Source organism: Gynuella sunshinyii YC6258 (assembly GCF_000940805.1).
GTDB lineage: Bacteria > Pseudomonadota > Gammaproteobacteria > Pseudomonadales > Natronospirillaceae > Gynuella > Gynuella sunshinyii.
This window is the reverse complement of sequence record NZ_CP007142.1, coordinates 2,736,591-2,755,878: the sequence shown is the minus strand read 5'-3', so window position 1 is coordinate 2,755,878 and position 19,288 is coordinate 2,736,591. Positions and strand designations below refer to the sequence as shown.

Here is a 19,288-nt window from a genome sequence, read left to right as displayed (position 1 = left end):
CAATCAAACACGTCAGTGCAAAATCTGAATTGCAAAATGTCAGCAGCGATGGCTGCGACCATTCCCTCGAAATTGAATCGATATTTACAAATTTATTGAAAATGAGAATGATTCGCAATAATATTTTCACACGATATCATGCCAAAACTGATTTAGAGCAAGAGACATTCATGATTCCAACAGCGAAGTCTGCAATAAGCACGCACCCTATCCGTCATCCTTGGCTGAGCATGGCTGATACTGGTTCACCAGCATGGTGGCAAAAGCTGCAGGCATGTGGGACACCAGTCATTGAGGAACACCATGACAACACCTGTACGGTGGCTTTTTTTTGGCGTGATCCGTATGGCAAGGAACATCAGTCAGACATCTGCCAGGTCCTGCTGGATGTCAATTCCGTGACCGATCACCATAGCTGGACCCCCACTTCGCTGGAGCGTATCAGCGGCACCGATATCTGGTTTAAAACACTAGTGCTCGAAGCGACCTGGCGCGGCAGTTATAGCTTTATTCCCCTGCGCCCCAACGAACTGCCGAATACCCAAAACCAATGTGGCAATGACGAACAGCAGCGACAATGGTGGCTGTCCATCGCCGCCAATGCAGTGGCTGATGATTGTAATCCCTGGCGTACTCACACTGGCGGCTGGGGCCCGGCATCAGCTCTGCATCTTCCGGGAGCCATTCCGCAACAACCCTGGAAAAACATCGATTTCGGCAAAAGTGATCCCTGTCAGCCGACCACTCTGAAAGTTCTGGAGTGGAACAGTGAGCGGCTGCAACGTCAGCGTCCGGTTTGGGTGTATTCGTCGGCATCACAACCCGATACCAATCTGCCACTGGTAATTCTGCTCGATGGCCGACGCTGGATCGAGGCCATGCCGGTGTTGCCGGTCATAGAAGAACAAACTCAGGCGGGTCACATGAAACCGGCGGTCTATGTATTGATCGATTCGATCAACGGAGCTGTCAGAAGTGAGGAACTGCCCTGTAACCGGCGCTTTTGGGAGGCCGTACAGCAGGAATTACTGCCACTGGTCAGGCAGTTTCACAGCTTTACCGATCAACCGCAAAAAACTGTCGTGGTCGGACAAAGCTTTGGCGGCCTGGCGGCATTGTATGCCGCGTTGCACTGGCCGGAGCGATTCGGCGCGGTGGTTTCCCAATCCGGATCCTTCTGGTGGCCGCATGATCATTTGATTCGCCACGAAAACACCATGACGGTTCAGCCATCGGATGCGCTCGGGTGGCTTGGAGAACAAATACTGTCCGGTCTGGGTGCCCGTGATCAGCTGACTGTTTTTATGGAAGTGGGTCGGCGCGAAGGCTTGATGAATGCCTTCAATCACAACATTCACGATGCTCTTTTGTCCGCCGGGCACCATCTTATGTATCGTCAGTTTGATGGCGGACATGACGTTCTGTGCTGGCGCGGCGGGGTGATCGACGGCATACAGTGGACCCTGCAAACGTAAAAATCTTTGACTCCGGCCCCGGCAGATTTACAAGCCAATGGGCCGGTCACTTCTTCATGAACACATTTCTGCTTCAGGTAATCTTTCCATGAATACACAAACCAACCCTTTCGACGACGACTCTCTTTCCTTCTTTGTGCTGCTGAACGATCAGGAGCAGTACAGCCTCTGGCCCGCGTTTGCAGCGATACCAGAAGGCTGGCGAACCGCCTGCGGCCCGGAAAGCCGGTCTCATTGCCTGCAGTACATTGAAAGCCACTGGCAGGATATCAGACCATTAAGCCTGCGAACCAAACTCGCCTGAAAGGAATATTGCCGTGTCTAAAGCAACTTCATTTATCGAACTGCCATTAACCAGCACGCAATTGGGAATCTGGTTAGGCGATCAGCTGTATTCACCGAGAAACGCCTACACCATTGCCCACTACATTGAACTGCGCGGTCACCTGAACAGTGAGCAGCTGAAACAGGCCATTCATCAGGGGCTGGCAGAAATCGATACCATCACTGCCGAGTACCAACACACCGACACAGGCCCGGTTCAGCGTTTGCCAACGAATCAAACCCCGGATGCGGTTATGGCCGTTGAAGAACGGTTATTGTCCGAACAAGATGCGCTGGCCGTGATCCGGGCCGATCTCGATCAGGAATTACCAGTGGATGGTTCTGAATGCCTGTACCGACAACTGCTCATTCAGATCGAACCGAATCGCTGGTTCTGGTATCAACGTTTTCATCACATCATGCTGGATGGCTACAGCTTCAACGCCTTTACCGCCAGAGTGGCGGATATCTATCGGCAAATACAGGCGGGACAAGCCATTTCGCCATCACCCTTCAGTTCATTTGCCGAAGTGGTTGATGAGTACCGGCACTATGAAACCTCTGCCAAATATGAACGGGATAAAGCATTCTGGCAGGACTATGTCAGCACTCTGGATAAACCGTTGAATCTCTCATTAAGGGAGTTTTCCGCCAATGATATGGGTACCGGACGCTGGCGCGAGCAGGTGGAAATCAGCACGGAGACCCTTGCAGCACTTGCTCAAATTGCCCCCGAAAAGCACGAATCAGAACGTGCCATGGCCGCCATTCTGGCCTACCTGCGGCGCATGAGCGACAGCGCCGCTCTGGTGGTCGGGTTGCCGCTGATGCGACGCATGGGATCAGCCGCAGCAACCACCGGTGGGCCAACCGTAAATGTGTTACCGCTCAAGGTCGCTATCGAACCACACATGCAGCTGCCGGAAATCATCCAACACCTGCAACAAAGCCTGAAAACCCTGCGCCAACATCAGCGTTACGATGCCGAGCAAATACAGCGCGATGCCGGTATCGTCGGTTCTGGCCGGGCACTTTACGGTCCCACCATAAATTTGCGCATGTTCGACTATGAAATCGATTTTAACGGCGTCAGTGCAATCACTCATCACCTGGCCGCCGGTCCAGTGGATGATCTGGATTTTGGTCTGCACTTTCATGGCGGCAGTCTGTTTATTGAACTGGTGGGCAACCGCAGCCGCTACCAACAGGCCGAGATCCAGCTGCATGCACAGCGTCTGCAACATTTCATCACCGCATTGGCACAGCAGCCACAACGGAGTATCGGTCAGATTCCATTACTGAGTGAGGCGGAACAACGCCTGCTGATCGACTGGGGGACTGGTCCGCGGTTGACGGTACCAGACACATTCGAGACCGTTATGGATGTGTTTTACCAGCGAGCACAGTTACAACCTGATCAGAGTGCTGTTATTGCCGGTCAAACCACTCTGACATTTGCCCAGCTGGCCGACCAGAGTACCCGGTTGGCGCGGCTGTTATTGCAGGAAAATATCCGCCCGGGAGATGTCGTGGCACTGGCACTGCCACGCAACGAACAGATGCTGATTGCCATCTTTGCGATTCTGACCGTCGGTGCCACGTATTTGCCACTGGACCCGGAGTATCCACTGGAACGACTGTCTTATATGTGTGAGGACGCCAGTCCCGGACTGTTGATCAGTTGTAGCCACATGTTGTCGCAGCTGCCAGAGTTCGAACGGACGCTGTGCCTGGATGAAACCACCACCAGAACACACTGGCAACAACAAGCTCCACACCCGGTCACAGTCAATGATCTGGGCCGGGCAGTGACGGCGGATGATCTCGCCTACCTGTTTTATACCTCGGGTTCCACCGGTAAACCCAAGGGTGTCATGATTGCCCATGGCGGTCTGCTGAACCTGCTGTGGGACCACGCTGAACAGGTTTACCTGCCTGTTGCCAGACAGTTGAATCGTACTGTTCGGGCCGCTCATACCGCGTCATTTTCATTTGATACGTCGTGGGATCAGATTTTCTGGCTGCTACTCGGACATGAACTCTACATCATCGATGAAGATACCCGACGTGATGCCGAAGCCGTGGTCGAGACGATACACCAGGCCAACATTGATACCATGGACCTGCCGCCTTCGTTTCTATCGCAACTGTTCAATTGTGGTCTCATGGCGGCCGGCAGACACCACCCGACGCTGATACTGGTCGGCGGTGAGGCGGCCTCACCGGCGCTATGGGCCGAAGCCCGCAAATACCCGCAATTGTTATTGCAAAACTTCTATGGTCCGACCGAAAACACCATCGACAGCCTCGGGGCTAATGCGCGTGAATGCGCCGAAGTGGTCATCGGCCGGCCGGTCGCCAATTCCGAAGCCTACGTGCTTGATCAACAGTTGCAGCGGGTTCCGGTTGGTGTCACCGGGGAGTTGTATGTGGCCGGTCCGGGGTTGGCGCTCGCTTACCTGAATCGACCGGAACTGACGGCTACCCGGTTTGTCGCCAACCCGTTCCGACCCGGCGAACGCATGTATCGCACCGGCGATCTGGTTCGCTGGCGCGCCGATGGCCAGATTGATTATTTGGGACGCAGCGACTTTCAGATTCAGATTCGTGGCTTTCGGGTCGAGCCCGGCGAAGTGGAACATGCCCTCGCTTCCCTGCCCGGCGTTTCTGATGCCCTGGTGCTGGCAGAACCACAAGGCAATACCTATCGGTTGCTGGCGTATTGTGTCATGCCGGATTATCACCCGGACACCGCTGAGTCTGCGGCCGTGAGCATCAAACAACAACTGGCAACCAAAGTCCCCGATTACATGGTGCCGGCTGCGCTGATGGTACTGGCGGAATTTCCGCTGAATGTGAATGGTAAAGTTGATCGTCCGGCTTTACCGAAAATCGTCATGACCAGCGGACAATCGCAACGGGCACCGGCTAATGCAGCGGAGCAACTGATCTGCGAAGCAATCGCCAGCAGTCTCGCGCTGGATCAGGTCGGTCCGGATGAAGACTTTTTCAGCCTCGGTGGCGACAGCATCTCCGCCATGTCCCTCGGTCATGTTCTGCGCCAGCACGGCTATCGCCTGCGTCCCCGTGATGTGTTCAACAGTCGCACTGCAGCGGTTATGGCCCACAAACTTGAAGCCTTGGATCTAAGGGAACGGCCAGCGGTCAAAACCTCAGGAACACTGGCACCTCTGCCAATCATGAGCTGGTTTGCGGAACAATACCGGCTCTCCGGTCATTACACTCAGGCGGTACTGCTGACGCTTCCGGCCCACATCACCACAGAACAATTGCAGCAGGGACTGTTGGCCCTGCGCACTGCCCATCCCATGCTCAGAGCCGCAGTGCACGACCAGCAGATCATGATTCCGGCTGCTGAAGCCACATTGGATGAACGGGTGCTGTCTGAACTGATCAGCTGTGACAACCTGGATCAGGCCGCAGATGAGGCTTTTCAGCGGGCCAATCAGATCATTGATGCCAATGCCGGCGTATTGATGCATGCCGTTCATATCTCTACCGCAGAACACCAGCATGCCCTGGTAGTGGCCATTCACCATCTGGCAGTAGATGGGGTGTCATGGCGCATTCTGTTGCCGGAATTGCAGGCGGCGGTTGAAAACGTCAGTGACAGTGGTACTGAAATAGCCATTGAAGAAATCAGCATCCTGAGCTGGGCAGATGCATTACATGCCGATATTGCCAACCGACAGAACGAACTTGCAATCTGGCAGTATCATCTGAGTCCGGGTCGTACCGACCTGGGGCAACGGCCACTGAATCCGGCTACCGATACCTGCGGCCATGCCCGACACCAGCGACTATTGCTCGACAGCGAGATCAGTAAGCAATTATTAACCGCCATTCCCAATGCTTATCGAATCGGTGTGGAAGAAGCTCTGATCAGCGCATTCAGTCTGGCCCTCAGTCAGCATTTTCAGCATTCAGACATCCGCCTGGCATTGGAATCCCATGGCCGCCAGACGCTGGCAAACGGCATCGAACCTGGTCGTACCGTGGGTTGGCTGACCGCCGAATATCCGTTGCGCGTTGATCTTGGACAAGGCCGGCTCGATCATCCGGCGGTGATCGTCAGCACCGTAAAACAGGCTATGCGCAGTATTCCCGATGCCGGACTCGGTTACGGCCTGCTGCGTTACCTGGACACCCACCACAAAGAACCGCTGCGAGCGCTCGAACAAAGCCATGGCCCGCAGATTCTGTTCAACTATCTGGGCCGCTTTCATCAACAACAGACTGACTGGACACCCACTGCTAACAACGGTGTCTTTGCCGACAGCTTCGCCGTCGATATGGCCGCTGACATGCCCATGGCCTATCCGCTGGAATTGAATATCTTTGTTGACGAAAGCCACGCCGACGGCGCGCCGCGACTGGCACTGAACTGGAGCTGGGCCGAGGGTGTGTTCAGCCGTGAGGACATCGGTCTGCTGACGGAACAGCTCAGTATGGCGGTCATGACCCTGGCCGACTTTGCCCGCCAGTCGCCGCTTCAGGCGGCCGATACCCTCGTGCCCGCCGATATCACGCTGTTAACGCTGGACCATGGTCAGCTACATGCCCTCGCTGCGCTGTACGGCCCGATTGCCAGCGTGCTGCCGGTATTGCCATTGCAGGAAGGTCTGCTGTTCCATGCCCGACTCGGAGAACAGAACAATCACTACAGCTCCATCTGCAGTCTCGATTTCACCGGTCTGCTGGAACGGCCGAGACTGCAGGCTGCATTGGATGCAGTACTGCAAAAACATCCGCAACTTGGGGCCATATTCGATACTGAAGTCAGCGATCACTTACTGCAATTGCTGCCGCTGCTAAGCCCTGAGCGTGATCACCAGCGCTGGCCGCTGCAATTCCATGACCTGACAGCACTGCCAGAAGATTCCCGGCAAAGCCAGCTGGCGGAGATCGAATATCAGGAACTGACCCGCGATTTCATGATGGCCACCAGTGCGGCTCCATTACTCAACGCAGTATTGGTAAAGCTGGCCGAACAACAACATCGCCTGTTTATCAGCGCCCATCATCTGGTGGTGGACGGCTGGTCCACACCGATCATGCTGCGCGATCTGCTCAGTGCCTATGACCAGGGACCGGAACACCTGACGGCCACCCAGGTTCCTTATGTGGATGTGGTGACCCAGCTGTTGCAACGGGATCTGACTCCGGCCAGGGCACTGTGGCAGCAAACGCTCGATCAGGCGGTACCCTCGCTCCTGTTCGAACACACGACGCTGGCAACGGAAGTCAGCGAACTGAACCTGCGCCTGCATCCTGAGCTCGAAGCCCGTCTGCGGCAACGCATTCGTGAGTGCGGCCTGACTCTGAACACCGTCATGCAGACCCTATGGGCAATGGTGCTGTCAGCCATGAGCGGACGCAGCGATGTGATCTTTGGATCACCAGTATCGGGTCGCTTCAGCCCCATTGCCGGCATCGATGAACACATCGGACTGTTCAGTAATACAGTACCGGTGCGTATCCGGTTAAATCCGGATCAGGATCTCTGGCAACAAATGCAGACCATTCAGGCACAGCAGATTCAATTACTGGAACATGATGGCCTGGGGCTGGCAGAAATCCAGCGGCTGGCAGATGCCGGCAATCTGTTTGATACCCTGCTGGTGGTGGAAAACTATCCCGATCATGATCGTCTGCAACAACAGACCTTCCATGGTGCGACCCTTACTGCCATCCGTAACCGGGGCTATACCCATTACCCACTGACAGTTTTGATTCTGCCCCAGGACCAGATCAACATTCTGATGGAGTACCGTATTCCGCAGGCTCAGGCGCAGGCAATTTCCCAACGTCTGCTCATGTTGCTGGAACAACTGGTCGACAGTCCGGAGCAGAGTTTTGCCGCCCTCAACATGCAACTGCCCGCGGAACAGGCACTGATCCGCAGTACCAACGACACCGGCCGGCAGATTGAACCACAAACCCTGCGTGACCTGCTGATCCTTCAGGCACAGCACACTCCGGACGCCATTGCACTGGCCGATACGGAGCACACGCTGAGCTTTGCTGCAGTCCGACAACGGGTCACCGCACTGGCGGCGCAGCTTGCACATCACGGCGTGGGTGCCGGCGATATCGTGGCCGTGTGCCTGCCCCGATCCGTCGATCTCAGTCTGGCATTGCTGGCTGTCATTGAAGCCGGTGCGGCATACCTGCCGCTGGACAGCAGTTATCCGGATGAAAGGCTGACTTATATGATCGAGGATGCCCAACCCCGGCTGCTGATCACCTGCACTGCTGAGCAGGCCCGTTTTGATGATCGGGCATCGCTGTTGGTGCTGGATTCACCAAGCCTTCCGGCGATGACCAGTTATCCGGCGACGCCGGATATCGGTATTGATCACCCGGCTTATATGATCTACACCTCTGGCTCAACCGGACGCCCCAAAGGCGTGCTGGTTTCTCATGGTGCCATCGTTAATCGGCTGCTGTGGATGCAGGCAGAATATCCTCTGCAAGCTGACGACGTAATTCTGCAAAAAACACCATCCAGTTTCGATGTATCGGTGTGGGAGTTTTTCTGGTCGATGATCACCGGAGCACAGCTGTTTATGGCCCCGCCGGATGCGCATCGGGACCCGGAACAATTACGCGAACTGATCGAAACCCGGCAGATCACCACCCTGCACTTTGTACCCTCCATGCTGTCAGCATTTGTGGCATCGGTTCAGGCGGCCAGCGAAACGCAAACACCTCCCTGCTGCCCGACCCTGCGACGGGTATTTTGCAGTGGCGAGGCGCTGAGTCGTGACCTGGTGACCGAATATGCCCGGCTCTTCAATGCTCCATTGCATAACCTCTACGGTCCGACTGAAGCCGCAGTGGATGTCACCTATCAACCGGCGCTGGATATTGTTGATCAGCTTTCACCCGGTGCCGGAATACCCATTGGCCGGCCGGTCTGGAATACCTGTCTGCGTATTCTGGATCACTGTCTGCGGCCGGTTCCGACCGGCGTGCCCGGGGAGTTGTATCTGTGTGGCGACCAGCTGGCGCTGGGCTACTGGCAACGGCCGGACTTATCCGCCAGCCGTTTCGTCGCCGATCCGTTTGCCCATGGTCAACGCATGTACCGGACTGGAGACATCGCCTGCTGGCGGGAAGACGGTTCAGTGGATTATCTGGGCCGCAGCGATGACCAACTGAAGATTCGTGGTCAGCGCATCGAGCTGGGGGAAATCGAGGCCGCCATCATGGAATATCCCGGCGTTGAGCGAGCCGTGGCGCTGGCCAGATCCCTGACCGGTAACGACATGACCGGTGCCGACAGCCGCCAGCTGCTGGCCTATGTGACAGCAGCCGCTTCAATGGACACCCACTTATTGCAACAGCACCTGAGCAATCGGCTGCCGGCCCATATGGTGCCGGTAGCCATCATGCAGCTGCCGGAATTTCCACTGAGCGCCAATGGCAAACTGGATCGCAAAGCACTCCCCGACCCAGAGTCCATTTCCACCGATCATCGCCGGTTACCGGCTCCGGGTCTGGAAACTGCTCTGGCAGGTGCCTTTGCCCGAACTCTGGGCATGGCGCAGATCTACGCTGATGATGATTTTTTTGCCCTGGGAGGACACTCACTGCTGGCCATGCGGCTGGCCGGTGAACTGCGCCGGACATTGAACCGCTCCGTGTCAGTCGGTCAGATCATGGTCTCACCGACCGTCACCCGACTGGCAAAAATACTGGCGGATGAACACCTGACCAATGATCGCAGCCTGTCAGGGTTCGGTCCGGTTCTACCCATGCGGCAGGGACACGGAACCCCGCTATTTTGCATTCACTCAGCCTCTGGTTTTGCCTGGCAATACAGTGCTCTGTCGCGCTATCTCGATACCGGTTACCCCATGATCGGCCTGCAATCCCCAAGACCGGAAGGGCCAATCGCCAGCGCTGCGGATATGGTTGCCGTATGTGGACAGCATCTGACCGAACTTCGTGCCATACAGCCCCATGGACCGTATCGATTGATCGGCTATTCTCTCGGCGGCGTGATTGCCCATGGCCTTGCAGCCAGGTTGCAGGCCCTCGGTGAAGAGGTCGCCTTTCTCGGTCTGCTCGACACCTACCCGCCGGAAGGACAGGACTGGAACGGACCCGTGGAGGAAGAAGCCGAACAGGAAGTACAGCGGGAGCAGGAACAGTTTATGGCCGGCGCCGGAGACCACATGGATGCGTTTATGGAACAGGAAAAAGCCAGCATGTTTGCGGAGATCGTCGCCAACTACGCTGATTCCGTCAGGCTGCTATCCAAGGCCCACACTCCCCGGTTTCATGGCACCGCCACCTTGTTTGTCGCCACCCAGACATTACCGGCGGACATGGACATACACGCCAGCTGGGAACCCTACCTCGATGGCCTGGAAACCCACGAACTGGACTGTTCTCATGAAGACATTCTATCGCCGGATTCATTGCCGGACCTGGGGCCGCTGCTGAACGCAATACTCAACCAAAATTAAGGAAAAACGGTACAGGGAAGTACCTGAAAAAGGACATGTTACCGCCAGCTGACAAACAGGCTCGTCATCCAGAACCGGTTTGCCAGCTACTTCGTGTTCAATACTGTGGTTACTTCGAGCACAGCTGATCACCATAGTAATTATTAGCGTAATTACAGAACATCAACTTGGCAGCAGCGACTTTTTCTTTATTCGGGCGAATCTTGCGGATTATTTTTTTTGAGATCTGTTTCATGTCAGGCTCCTTGGTGGTTATCAGGTTAAGCCAGCACCAATCGCTGGCGACAGACCCAGTATCCAAAAAGCCGATGGCGGGGTAAATTTCAATGAACTGATCTTCTGGATCTATTTTTTAGAACGATCATGATGATGATCAGTTTGTTTGATGGCGGGCCTGGAACCTGGCGGCGAGATAGGCCAGCGTTTCTGTTTTCCCTTCGTCAAAATTGGTTGAAAAGTCGATGTACCGAATACCATAGGTATGGCACTCACGACTTAAATACTCACTATATTGAATACCTTCTTCAATCAGTGCATATAACTCAGCATCCGATACTCCAGAGGTCCAGTCATTCGGATGACCTGTGTGTTTTCGTATCTGAGCCACTTTTTCATCAGCGGAAATGTCTTTGTAGCCAACAAAACAGGCATCAACGGATACACCATGATTTTCAGATAATTCATGCACGTGTTTCGGTAACATTTCGCCTTCAACGATATATTCAACACCCGTTTCAACGCAGTTCAAAATCAAGGTCGAAATAAACGGCCACAGCTCCTCTGAAACACTCACGGATGTCCCATCCGGATTCAGCTGATAGGTCGGCACAGAACGAACGAGTGCCATTTTCAGAGGGTCAATGGAAATATACGGCACTTCAATTAGCTTCATTAATGCCTGGGAAATTAATCCTTTGCCTGTTCTGGATGTGCCGCCGAGGATAATCACGGATTTTTAGAGTCTCTTCAGAAATTTATGTATTCACCCAATTGCTTGAAAATCACCTGGAGTTTTTGAAAACTCATCATGTAATTCCTGGTTAATCTCACCTGAGTAATGCCGACTGTTCCATAACCTGTTTAAATGAGTCATTGCATGGAACAGTTGAACTCGAAAATCCTCTTCATCAATTGCATCGTCTTTACTCATCTGAGTGACCAATGATTCTATATGTTCTTTTATTTCCTCAAGCTCCATTAGCCGAACATACCATTCAACTGGATTATCTTTTTTATTGATCACAACTGTTACCTTCCCCTAAAACATAGAACTGCTTGGATGTAACAGCTCTTACCCTGAGAAAAATCCATTTTCTGAAGCTGTTGCTGATGATGTACCGATGATATTTATAACAATATTTTTTTATGACATCCACTGATGCCATGCAATGCTGCCCAGGACAGGCATCATTATAATCAGAGCCACGACGCCTAAACAGCCTGTGCTCTGTGTTCTGTTCTGAAATGAAACAGGCTTATCTTTCAACCACTGATGATGGCAGGTTTGACAGTAAAACTTATTGAAACCATTATTCCATGCCCGAATGGTCCGTACATTGTGCGTCGACAGAGTTCCACAACGTACACATTTGAATGATTTTTCTTTTGGTTTTTTTTGTCTGTTTAAAATGAAATAAAAGATGATTGCCGGGACACCATACGGCCATGTGCTCTCTATATTTCTCGAGTGATAGAATTCAAATCCCGCCGCAATAATCGACCCCAGAATAACTAATATTGAAATGTAATCCAGAATGCCTTTCTTGGGTCCCTCTATTTGATCGGGCCCCCTCTTTGACGCTGACTTCGTGCTTGTGACAGTGATTAAGCCTTGAATTATAACGTTCCTGGCTCTGAGCCTCTGCTGAGAATCTCGCATCGATTCATAAAATACATAGTCGCCTACTTGCGGTCTTCTGGCATTAGTTTCGACGCTGGAAATATGGAAAAATAGCTTTTCACTACCATCATCAGGCTGAATAAAGCCAAACCCTTTGTCATCTTTCCACTGGGAGATTTTGCCTTTCATAAATACCCATTCACTCCAAACAATATACAATTCCACTCGCACCATGATGTTTTAGAACAATGGCAGGTCTGGCAAAATGAAAAAGTCGCTGCGTAGATCCTATAATCTACTTGTATGGTTCAATTCTCAATATTTCAGGCCAACTCAGAGATCATACTTTTCGCCCAAACAAAACGGTTTGTACTGTTAGTGTTTGTCTTGTCATACAGATGATTTTGTCACACGCCTGTAACTGACTCCATCAGCCACACACAAGTCCAGCAGCCTCATTCCAACCAACAAGGGCTAAGCGTTTTTCTTCCTGGCACTTTGATAATGAGTCAGTTGCTCACGGAACAGTTTCATCAGCAGTTCGATGTTGTTGACGCCGCCATAATTCAGTCGGGTCACAAAGGCGATTCTCCGGTGCGGGCCAGGTTCCTGAAGGTGCACGGCTTTGAGTTCTGAGTTTTCACCGACCAGCTGGTCCAGCGCCATTTCCGGCACCAGTGTTGTGCCCATTCTGCCGGCCACCATTTGAATCAGGGTATAGAGACTGGTTCCAGCGAGGGAGTTGTCAGTTTCGCTGGGATTGAACTGGCAGACGGCCAGTGCATGATCCTTAAGACAGTGACCATCTTTCAGCAGTAGCAGGCGCATATGATGCAGTTCTTTACTGGTGATTTCGGTTAATTTGGCATTCTCATCGTGGCGATGGAAGACCGTAAAAAAGTCTTCATCCCAGAATTCAAAGGCGTGTAGTCCGTCGTGGGCATAGGGTAATGCCAGTATTGCGGTGTCCAGGTCGCCATTACGCACCATCTCTACCAGTACATGAGACTGCTCCTCAACAATGGTCAGTTCCAGATCGGGATACAGCTCCCGTACCCGGGGCAGTACTTTGGGCAGCAGAAAGGGACCAATGGTTGGGATGACGCCCAACGACAACGGAAAACTCAAGGGGGATTTCTGACTGCGGGACAACTGATACAGATCATCGATCTGCACTTTGATACTTCTGGCCCTCTCCAACAGCTGCTCACCCATTGGCGTGACAAACACTTTTTTGTTGTCGCGCTCAAATATCTGCAGGTCCAGCTGGCTTTCCAACTCAGATATCGCGGTGCTCAAAGCAGACTGCGAGACCGAGCACAGGTCGGCAGCTTTCTTAAAATGACGGGTTTTGTCCACCGCCAGTGCATATATCAGTTGTTTTAATGAAATCATGGCAGGCCAATCTAAAAAAGTGATTATAGTCATCTATTTTATTCAATTTATTCGATGAGTATAAGCCCCTAGTATTTTCCTCAGCGCTGATGCAGATCATCGGCACATCATTAGTTAGTCATCCACGAGGAAATGTTTACATGTCTATTATCAACAAAGAAATCCCGGAATTTTCAGTTCAGGCGTTCCACAATGGTGAGTTCAAAACCATCACCTCTGAAGATGTCAAAGGCAGCTGGGCCATTTTCATTTTCTACCCTGCCGACTTCACTTTCGTCTGCCCAACTGAACTGGAAGACATGCAGAAGCATTACGGTGAATTCCAGAAACTGGGCGTAGAAGTCTACTCGGTTTCAACCGACTCTCATTTCGTCCACAAAGCCTGGCACGACACCAGTGATGCCATCAGCACCATCACTTACCCAATGCTGGCCGATCCTACGGGCACCATTACCCGCGGATTCGACATCATGATCGAAGCGGATCATCAGGCGCTGCGTGGTACTTACCTGATCAACCCTGAAGGGGTGGTGAAAGTGGCTGAGATCCACGATCTGGGCATCGGCCGTTCTGCCAAAGACATGGTCCGTAAGGTCAAAGCCGCTCAGTACGTGGCCAACCACGACGGCGAAGTCTGCCCGGCCGCCTGGGAAGAAGGCGAAGCCACTTTGACCCCAAGTCTGGATCTGGTCGGCAAGATCTAAGACCCCCAAAACTTGGTATGACCCGGTGGTGGTGATCTCATCGCCGCCAGGTCCGATAAGCGTTCGTCAGTCAGCCGTCCTGCCATAATCTACCAACCCTACACAGTACGAGTGCCGTCATACTGTGGGTCCGGGCGGCTGGCTGACACCTTTGACATATGTTTGAACATCGTATTCATCAGGACAATCAGGCAGTCACCATGTTAACGAATGATATTAAAACCGCACTGAAAAGTTATACCGCCAACATGACCCGTACCGTGACACTGGTGCTGCAAACCGGTGAACACGCCAAACGCGATGAGTTGGTGTCGTTTTTAACCGACTTTGCCTCAATCTCCGACAAGGTCCGGTTTGAACAGCGCGATCTCGCCGGTCAGGTACGCAGCCCGCTGAGCTTTGTGCTGGAAGTGGACAATGAGCCCAATGGCATTGTGTTTTCCGGTATTCCCGGCGGTCATGAATTTAATTCTCTGGTACTGGCGGTATTACAGTCTGCCGGCACCCCTTTGAAGCTCGATGAGTCAATTCAGAAGATCATTACCGGCGTTCAGGAGGATCTGCACTTTGAGGTGTTTGTGAGCCTGAGTTGCCATAACTGCCCGGACGTGGTCCAGGCGCTGAATCAGTTTGCCTTGCTGAATCCGCATATCCGCACGGAGATGATTGAGGGCGGGGTGTTTCAGGATGTGATCGAGAGCCGCAATATCCAAGGGGTTCCAACGGTGTATCTGAATGGCGAGGTGTTCGCCAATGGCAAGATCGATACCGCTAAGCTGTTGGAGAAGCTGATTGAGAAGTATCCCGGTATCACTCAGGGGGCGAACAACTGCCGGTACAGGATGTCACGGTGATCGGTGGCGGTCCGGCCGGGGTGGCTGCCGCCATCTACGCAGCCCGTAAGGGGTTGAAGGTGACGATGGTCGCCGATCGCATCGGCGGTCAGGTGAAGGATACGCTGGGCATCGAGAATCTGATTTCGGTGCCGAAAACCACCGGACCGGAACTGGCCGGGGCGTTACAGCAGCATATGGATGATTACACCATCACCAAGCGTGAGCATTTACGGGTGGATCGCATTGAAAAGGGTGCATTGAAAACCGTGCATCTGTCTTCAGGGGAGTCGTTTGAGACCAAAACCCTGATCATTGCCACCGGTGCCAAATGGCGTGAACTTGGAGTACCGGGTGAGCAGGAAAACATCGGTAATGGCGTGGCGTACTGCCCGCACTGCGATGGTCCGTTCTTTAAGGGTAAAGATGTGGCGGTGATCGGTGGCGGTAACTCCGGCATCGAGGCGGCACTGGATCTGGCCGGTATCGTGAAATCGGTGACGGTGTTTGAATTCCTGCCGGAACTCAAGGCCGATCAGGTGTTGGTGAAACAGGCGGAAGCCCGCGACAACATCACGATTCTGAAGAATGTGGCGACCCGCCAGATCATTGCCGATAACGGTAAGGTCACGGCCATCGAGTATCAGGACCGCGAAACCGAACAGGTGCGGACACAGGATTTAGCCGGGGTGTTTGTCCAGATCGGTCTGGTACCGAACAGCGCGTTTTTGAAAGACGTGGTGGAGATGACCCGTTTTGGTGAGGTGGTGATCAATGAAAAAGGTGAGACCAGCGAACCCGGCATTTTTGCCTGTGGTGATGTCACCACTGTGCCCTACAAGCAGATCGTGATTGCGATGGGCGAAGGGGCAAAAGCATCACTGGCTGCGTTTGAGTATTTGTTGAAGAATTAAAACAGAGTTCCCTTGTGTGGTAACAACGTGGCTCCTTCGGGAGCCTTTTTTTTGGAAACGTTACTTTTGCGGATAACAAAATCACGGGTAGTACCCTGTTTTCCATATTTACGGAAAATATTACTACAATAATTTAACTACATCGTTCTACCGCAAGACCATTTTCATAACATAGAAACGGATGCTCCATCAAAAGACTGAATACTGCGCTTATAAGGTGCACTGTTGCGTGGTTGCGCACTATTTGGAAATATTGCCTTATACTCATAAATGCCCTAAAAAATCAGTCAACTGCACATTATTATAATGTTATCAATGTAAATAACCGATATTACCTTATTCGAAAAAAACGATAACCCAACAACTGCTTTTTCAAAACACTTCACAGAACCTCTCGAAAAATAACCTTATTCAAACTAAAGTAGGATTAAAACAAGATACCTTTTATCAGATAGAAATGAGATCTTAGCTAACGAAGTCTCTTATTAAAGATTCATCACTCTGATTTTGTCTGATATTAAAAGGTCTCTTATTTGGCCTTTCAAGTTTTTAAAATATCAAGTTCAAGAGTCATGATCTGGCACAACACAGTGGCTACAGATGATTCCTGAAAATCCTGTCACAAGCCAGATTTTAATTCCGGCGGTAGCTTCATAACACGTACGATACTGATACAGGACGCCTCTGAATCAGGTCGGCTGTAATGCCAGCAGAAACGGACTTGAGCCGCTCTTCTGGCTAACGACCAAGACACCGGATGTGCCACTCCAAAACGGGGATTTATAGAACATGAATAACCGATTTGAGCATATTTTTAACGCTCTTTTGGCAACACGGATCATTACTCAGAAGCATCACCGAATAGATGTGGTTGGTATCAATCTGCATCAACTGCAGCGGTTATGAATCCACTTCCATAGAACCAGAAAATTCCATATATTGGAGGTTATTTGTGAGAAAATTACCCTTTACTCTGACGTTGTTGAGTAGTCTTCTGACGGTTAATGCTGCAACAGCTGCAGCCCCCAAAGCATCCGGTACTGATGAAAAACAGGTCTGGATCACTATCGGTGCAGATGCTGTACAAACCATTCAAAAACAATATTCCACCGTCGTTCCGATGCAATATCTCGATACCATTACGAGTCAGGGAGATGCTGTCTCAGTGGTCAGTGTTCCGGAATCTTCCCTGAACAGCCTGAGCGAAATCATGCACGAAGAATTCAATCGCTGTGGCGGTTACTTTTATCATGAATCCAGGGAAGAAGCGCTCAGTTATGCCAGCTCTATTCAGACCATAGAGCCCATCGCTGTCAGCTACAGCATTGACAATCCGGAGGGAGTACAGGCACTGACATCGCAATTGAATGCTGACAAACTAAGTGAAACCGTTGCGGTGCTATCAAGCTACCAGAATCGCTACTATAGCCAACAGAGCGGCGTTGATTCTGCCACCTGGATAAAAGACAACTGGGCAACTATCAGTGCAAGCCGTTCAGATATTAGTGTTGAACTGTATGATCACAGCAGTTGGGCGCAGCCTTCGGTAATCGCGACTGTAACAGGTAGTACATATCCTGACGAAATCGTCATTGTCGGTGGTCACCTGGATTCCATCAATGGTTCAAACCCAAGTTATGGTTCAGCCCCCGGCGCTGATGACAATGCCTCAGGTATTGCTGTGGTAACAGAAACTTTGCGGGCTATTGTTCAATCCGGCTACAAACCCGCGCGTACTGTCATGTTTATGGGTTATGCTGCTGAGGAAGTTGGTCTGAAAGGGTCAAACAGCATCGCACAAAGTTTTAAGTCCGCCAATAAAAACGTCCTTGGAGTGGTGCAGTTTGATATGACCGGAGTGCAGGGAACTGCAGATCTGGATATCGTTTTTATATCAGACTACACCAGCAGCGCTCAGAATCAATTTATGGCAACGCTGATCGATACCTACCTGAGTGACTTACGTTATGGTTATAGTCAGTGTGGTTATGGTTGTTCTGACCACGCTTCATGGTATAACCAGGGATATCCGGCTGCCATGCCATTTGAGTCAGATTTCAACGATTACAATCCTAAAATCCATTCCTCTCAGGATACCGAATTTGATCAGGAGCATGCCCTTAATTTCGCCCGTTTGTCTGCCGCATTTGTCGCAGAACTGGCCAAAAGCGAACCCAATCCGCCGGATGGGGGAACAGATCCAGAACCAGACGATAATGCACTGGAAAATGGCGTGGCGAAAACAGGGTTATTTGCTGACACTGGAGACAAACTGACCTATACCTTTGATGTTCCCAACGGTGCCAGCAATATTTCCATTTCCATCAATGGCGGTTCAGGGGATGCAGATCTATATGTGAAACTTGGTTCAGAGCCAGGTAATTTCAACTATGATTGCCGCCCATACAAAAGCAGTAATAACGAAACCTGCAATATGAATGGCGGTGGAGGGAGATACTACATCAATGTCAAAGCTTACAGTTCATTCTCTGATGTAACGTTGACAGGTAGCTATAGTAACTGAGTGAGGTTTAGAAAATCTTATCAGTAATTACCCGGTAAAATCCGATGAACTTCTGGATTTTACCGGGTCGTTCAGAACTTTATTTCCTGAGGGATAGACTGGACTATTGAATACTGACTTGTACCGGCTGGCTGAAGTCACTGTACAAACCGTTCACATCATAAACCGCAACCGTGAATTCATAGATACCGGCGCTATTCAGATCCAATGTCGTCGATGTAATCAGTTCGCTGGGATCCAGTGTCAGCAACACTGAGCTGTATTCACCATCGTTCACGTTACGGTATTTCACTTCGTAACCCTGAATTTCGTAAGCATACAGACTGCTGCCATCTTCACGCGAGGTGGGTGTTTCCCAGCTGACTTCCACGCTTCTGGCTGTGTTCATCATTGGATAGTCACCATTGTCCAGCGGATCGGTACCGGCATAGGCTTCATCACTGTCGCTGAAACCGTCACCATCATCATCGGCATCTGCGTTATTGCCTAAACCATCATTATCGGTATCGACATATTCAGATGGGTCATTCGGGAAGGCGTCCACATCATTCAGAACACCATCGTTATCATAGTCATTATTGGAAACTGAGCCATTATCGGTGCCGTCATTCTGGTCATAAGAGACATCTCCAGTGCCAGTGAGCGTACCATCAGTGGTGGTGATTTCCACCTGACAGCCCGATACCACAGAAATAACGATAGAAGAGAAGAGGAAAGTTTTAACAGTGTTGGTAAATGTGTTCATGATTTGGCTCGCACTTTGTTGAGTTGGACGAATAAA

At 51.6% G+C, this 19,288-nt stretch carries 13 protein-coding genes; 7 read left to right on the top strand and 6 right to left on the bottom strand.

Going from position 1 to position 19,288, the window contains the following annotated elements:
* Positions 1–170 precede the first annotated feature (170 nt).
* From fes to YC6258_RS12020, 3 genes are all read left to right on the top strand, one after another.
* Complete coding sequence (fes, locus tag YC6258_RS12030) at positions 171–1,475, top strand: enterochelin esterase (RefSeq protein ID WP_169748962.1); 1,305 nt, start codon at positions 171–173, stop codon at positions 1,473–1,475.
* An 88-nt stretch (positions 1,476–1,563) separates the two neighbouring features.
* On the top strand, positions 1,564–1,779 hold the full coding sequence (locus tag YC6258_RS12025; RefSeq protein ID WP_044617209.1) for an MbtH family protein: 216 nt from the start codon (positions 1,564–1,566) through the stop codon (positions 1,777–1,779).
* Positions 1,780–1,792: 13 nt separating this feature from the next.
* Positions 1,793–10,297 carry an amino acid adenylation domain-containing protein gene (locus tag YC6258_RS12020; protein ID WP_245627048.1) on the top strand — a complete coding sequence of 2,835 codons (8,505 nt, stop codon included), beginning with the start codon at positions 1,793–1,795 and terminating at the stop codon, positions 10,295–10,297.
* A 109-nt stretch (positions 10,298–10,406) separates the two neighbouring features.
* Here the strand turns inward: YC6258_RS12020 and YC6258_RS31175 are convergent, their stop codons facing one another.
* From YC6258_RS31175 to YC6258_RS12000, 5 genes are all read right to left on the bottom strand, one after another.
* Positions 10,407–10,532 (bottom strand): hypothetical protein, encoded by a 126-nt coding sequence (locus YC6258_RS31175; protein ID WP_281176353.1) that lies wholly within the window; start codon positions 10,530–10,532, stop codon positions 10,407–10,409.
* A 138-nt stretch (positions 10,533–10,670) separates the two neighbouring features.
* On the bottom strand, positions 10,671–11,189 hold the full coding sequence (locus YC6258_RS12015) for a hypothetical protein (protein WP_044617207.1): 519 nt from the start codon (positions 11,187–11,189) through the stop codon (positions 10,671–10,673).
* A gap of 90 nt (positions 11,190–11,279) precedes the next feature.
* Positions 11,280–11,540: a hypothetical protein gene (locus tag YC6258_RS12010; protein WP_044617206.1), complete on the bottom strand. Its 261-nt coding sequence runs from the start codon at positions 11,538–11,540 to the stop codon at positions 11,280–11,282.
* 120 nt (positions 11,541–11,660) lie between these two features.
* Positions 11,661–12,326, bottom strand: a complete 666-nt coding sequence (locus tag YC6258_RS27270; RefSeq protein ID WP_052830235.1) for a cold shock domain-containing protein — start codon at positions 12,324–12,326, stop codon at positions 11,661–11,663.
* A gap of 285 nt (positions 12,327–12,611) precedes the next feature.
* A complete protein-coding gene (locus YC6258_RS12000) occupies positions 12,612–13,532 on the bottom strand; it encodes a hydrogen peroxide-inducible genes activator (protein ID WP_044619978.1) in 921 nt (306 codons plus the stop codon).
* Positions 13,533–13,678: 146 nt separating this feature from the next.
* Between YC6258_RS12000 and ahpC the strand changes: the two genes are divergently transcribed.
* The 4 genes from ahpC to YC6258_RS30935 all read left to right on the top strand — a co-directional run bounded on the left by ahpC (position 13,679) and on the right by YC6258_RS30935 (position 18,507).
* Positions 13,679–14,236, top strand: coding sequence for an alkyl hydroperoxide reductase subunit C (gene ahpC / locus YC6258_RS11995; RefSeq protein WP_425402640.1), 558 nt, complete (start codon positions 13,679–13,681; stop codon positions 14,234–14,236).
* Between the two features lie 158 nt (positions 14,237–14,394).
* Positions 14,395–15,090 (top strand): thioredoxin family protein, encoded by a 696-nt coding sequence (locus YC6258_RS30945; protein ID WP_245627047.1) that lies wholly within the window; start codon positions 14,395–14,397, stop codon positions 15,088–15,090.
* A complete protein-coding gene (gene ahpF / locus YC6258_RS30940; protein ID WP_245627046.1) occupies positions 15,087–15,983 on the top strand; it encodes an alkyl hydroperoxide reductase subunit F in 897 nt (298 codons plus the stop codon). The genes YC6258_RS30945 and ahpF overlap by 4 nt, the downstream gene beginning before the upstream one ends.
* Before the next feature lie 952 nt (positions 15,984–16,935).
* Positions 16,936–18,507: a M20/M25/M40 family metallo-hydrolase gene (locus tag YC6258_RS30935; protein WP_169748961.1), complete on the top strand. Its 1,572-nt coding sequence runs from the start codon at positions 16,936–16,938 to the stop codon at positions 18,505–18,507.
* A 103-nt stretch (positions 18,508–18,610) separates the two neighbouring features.
* Here YC6258_RS30935 and YC6258_RS11980 read toward each other — a convergent pair whose 3' ends face one another.
* Positions 18,611–19,252: a fibronectin type III domain-containing protein gene (locus YC6258_RS11980; RefSeq protein ID WP_044617204.1), complete on the bottom strand. Its 642-nt coding sequence runs from the start codon at positions 19,250–19,252 to the stop codon at positions 18,611–18,613.
* Between the last annotated feature and the right edge of the window lie 36 nt (positions 19,253–19,288).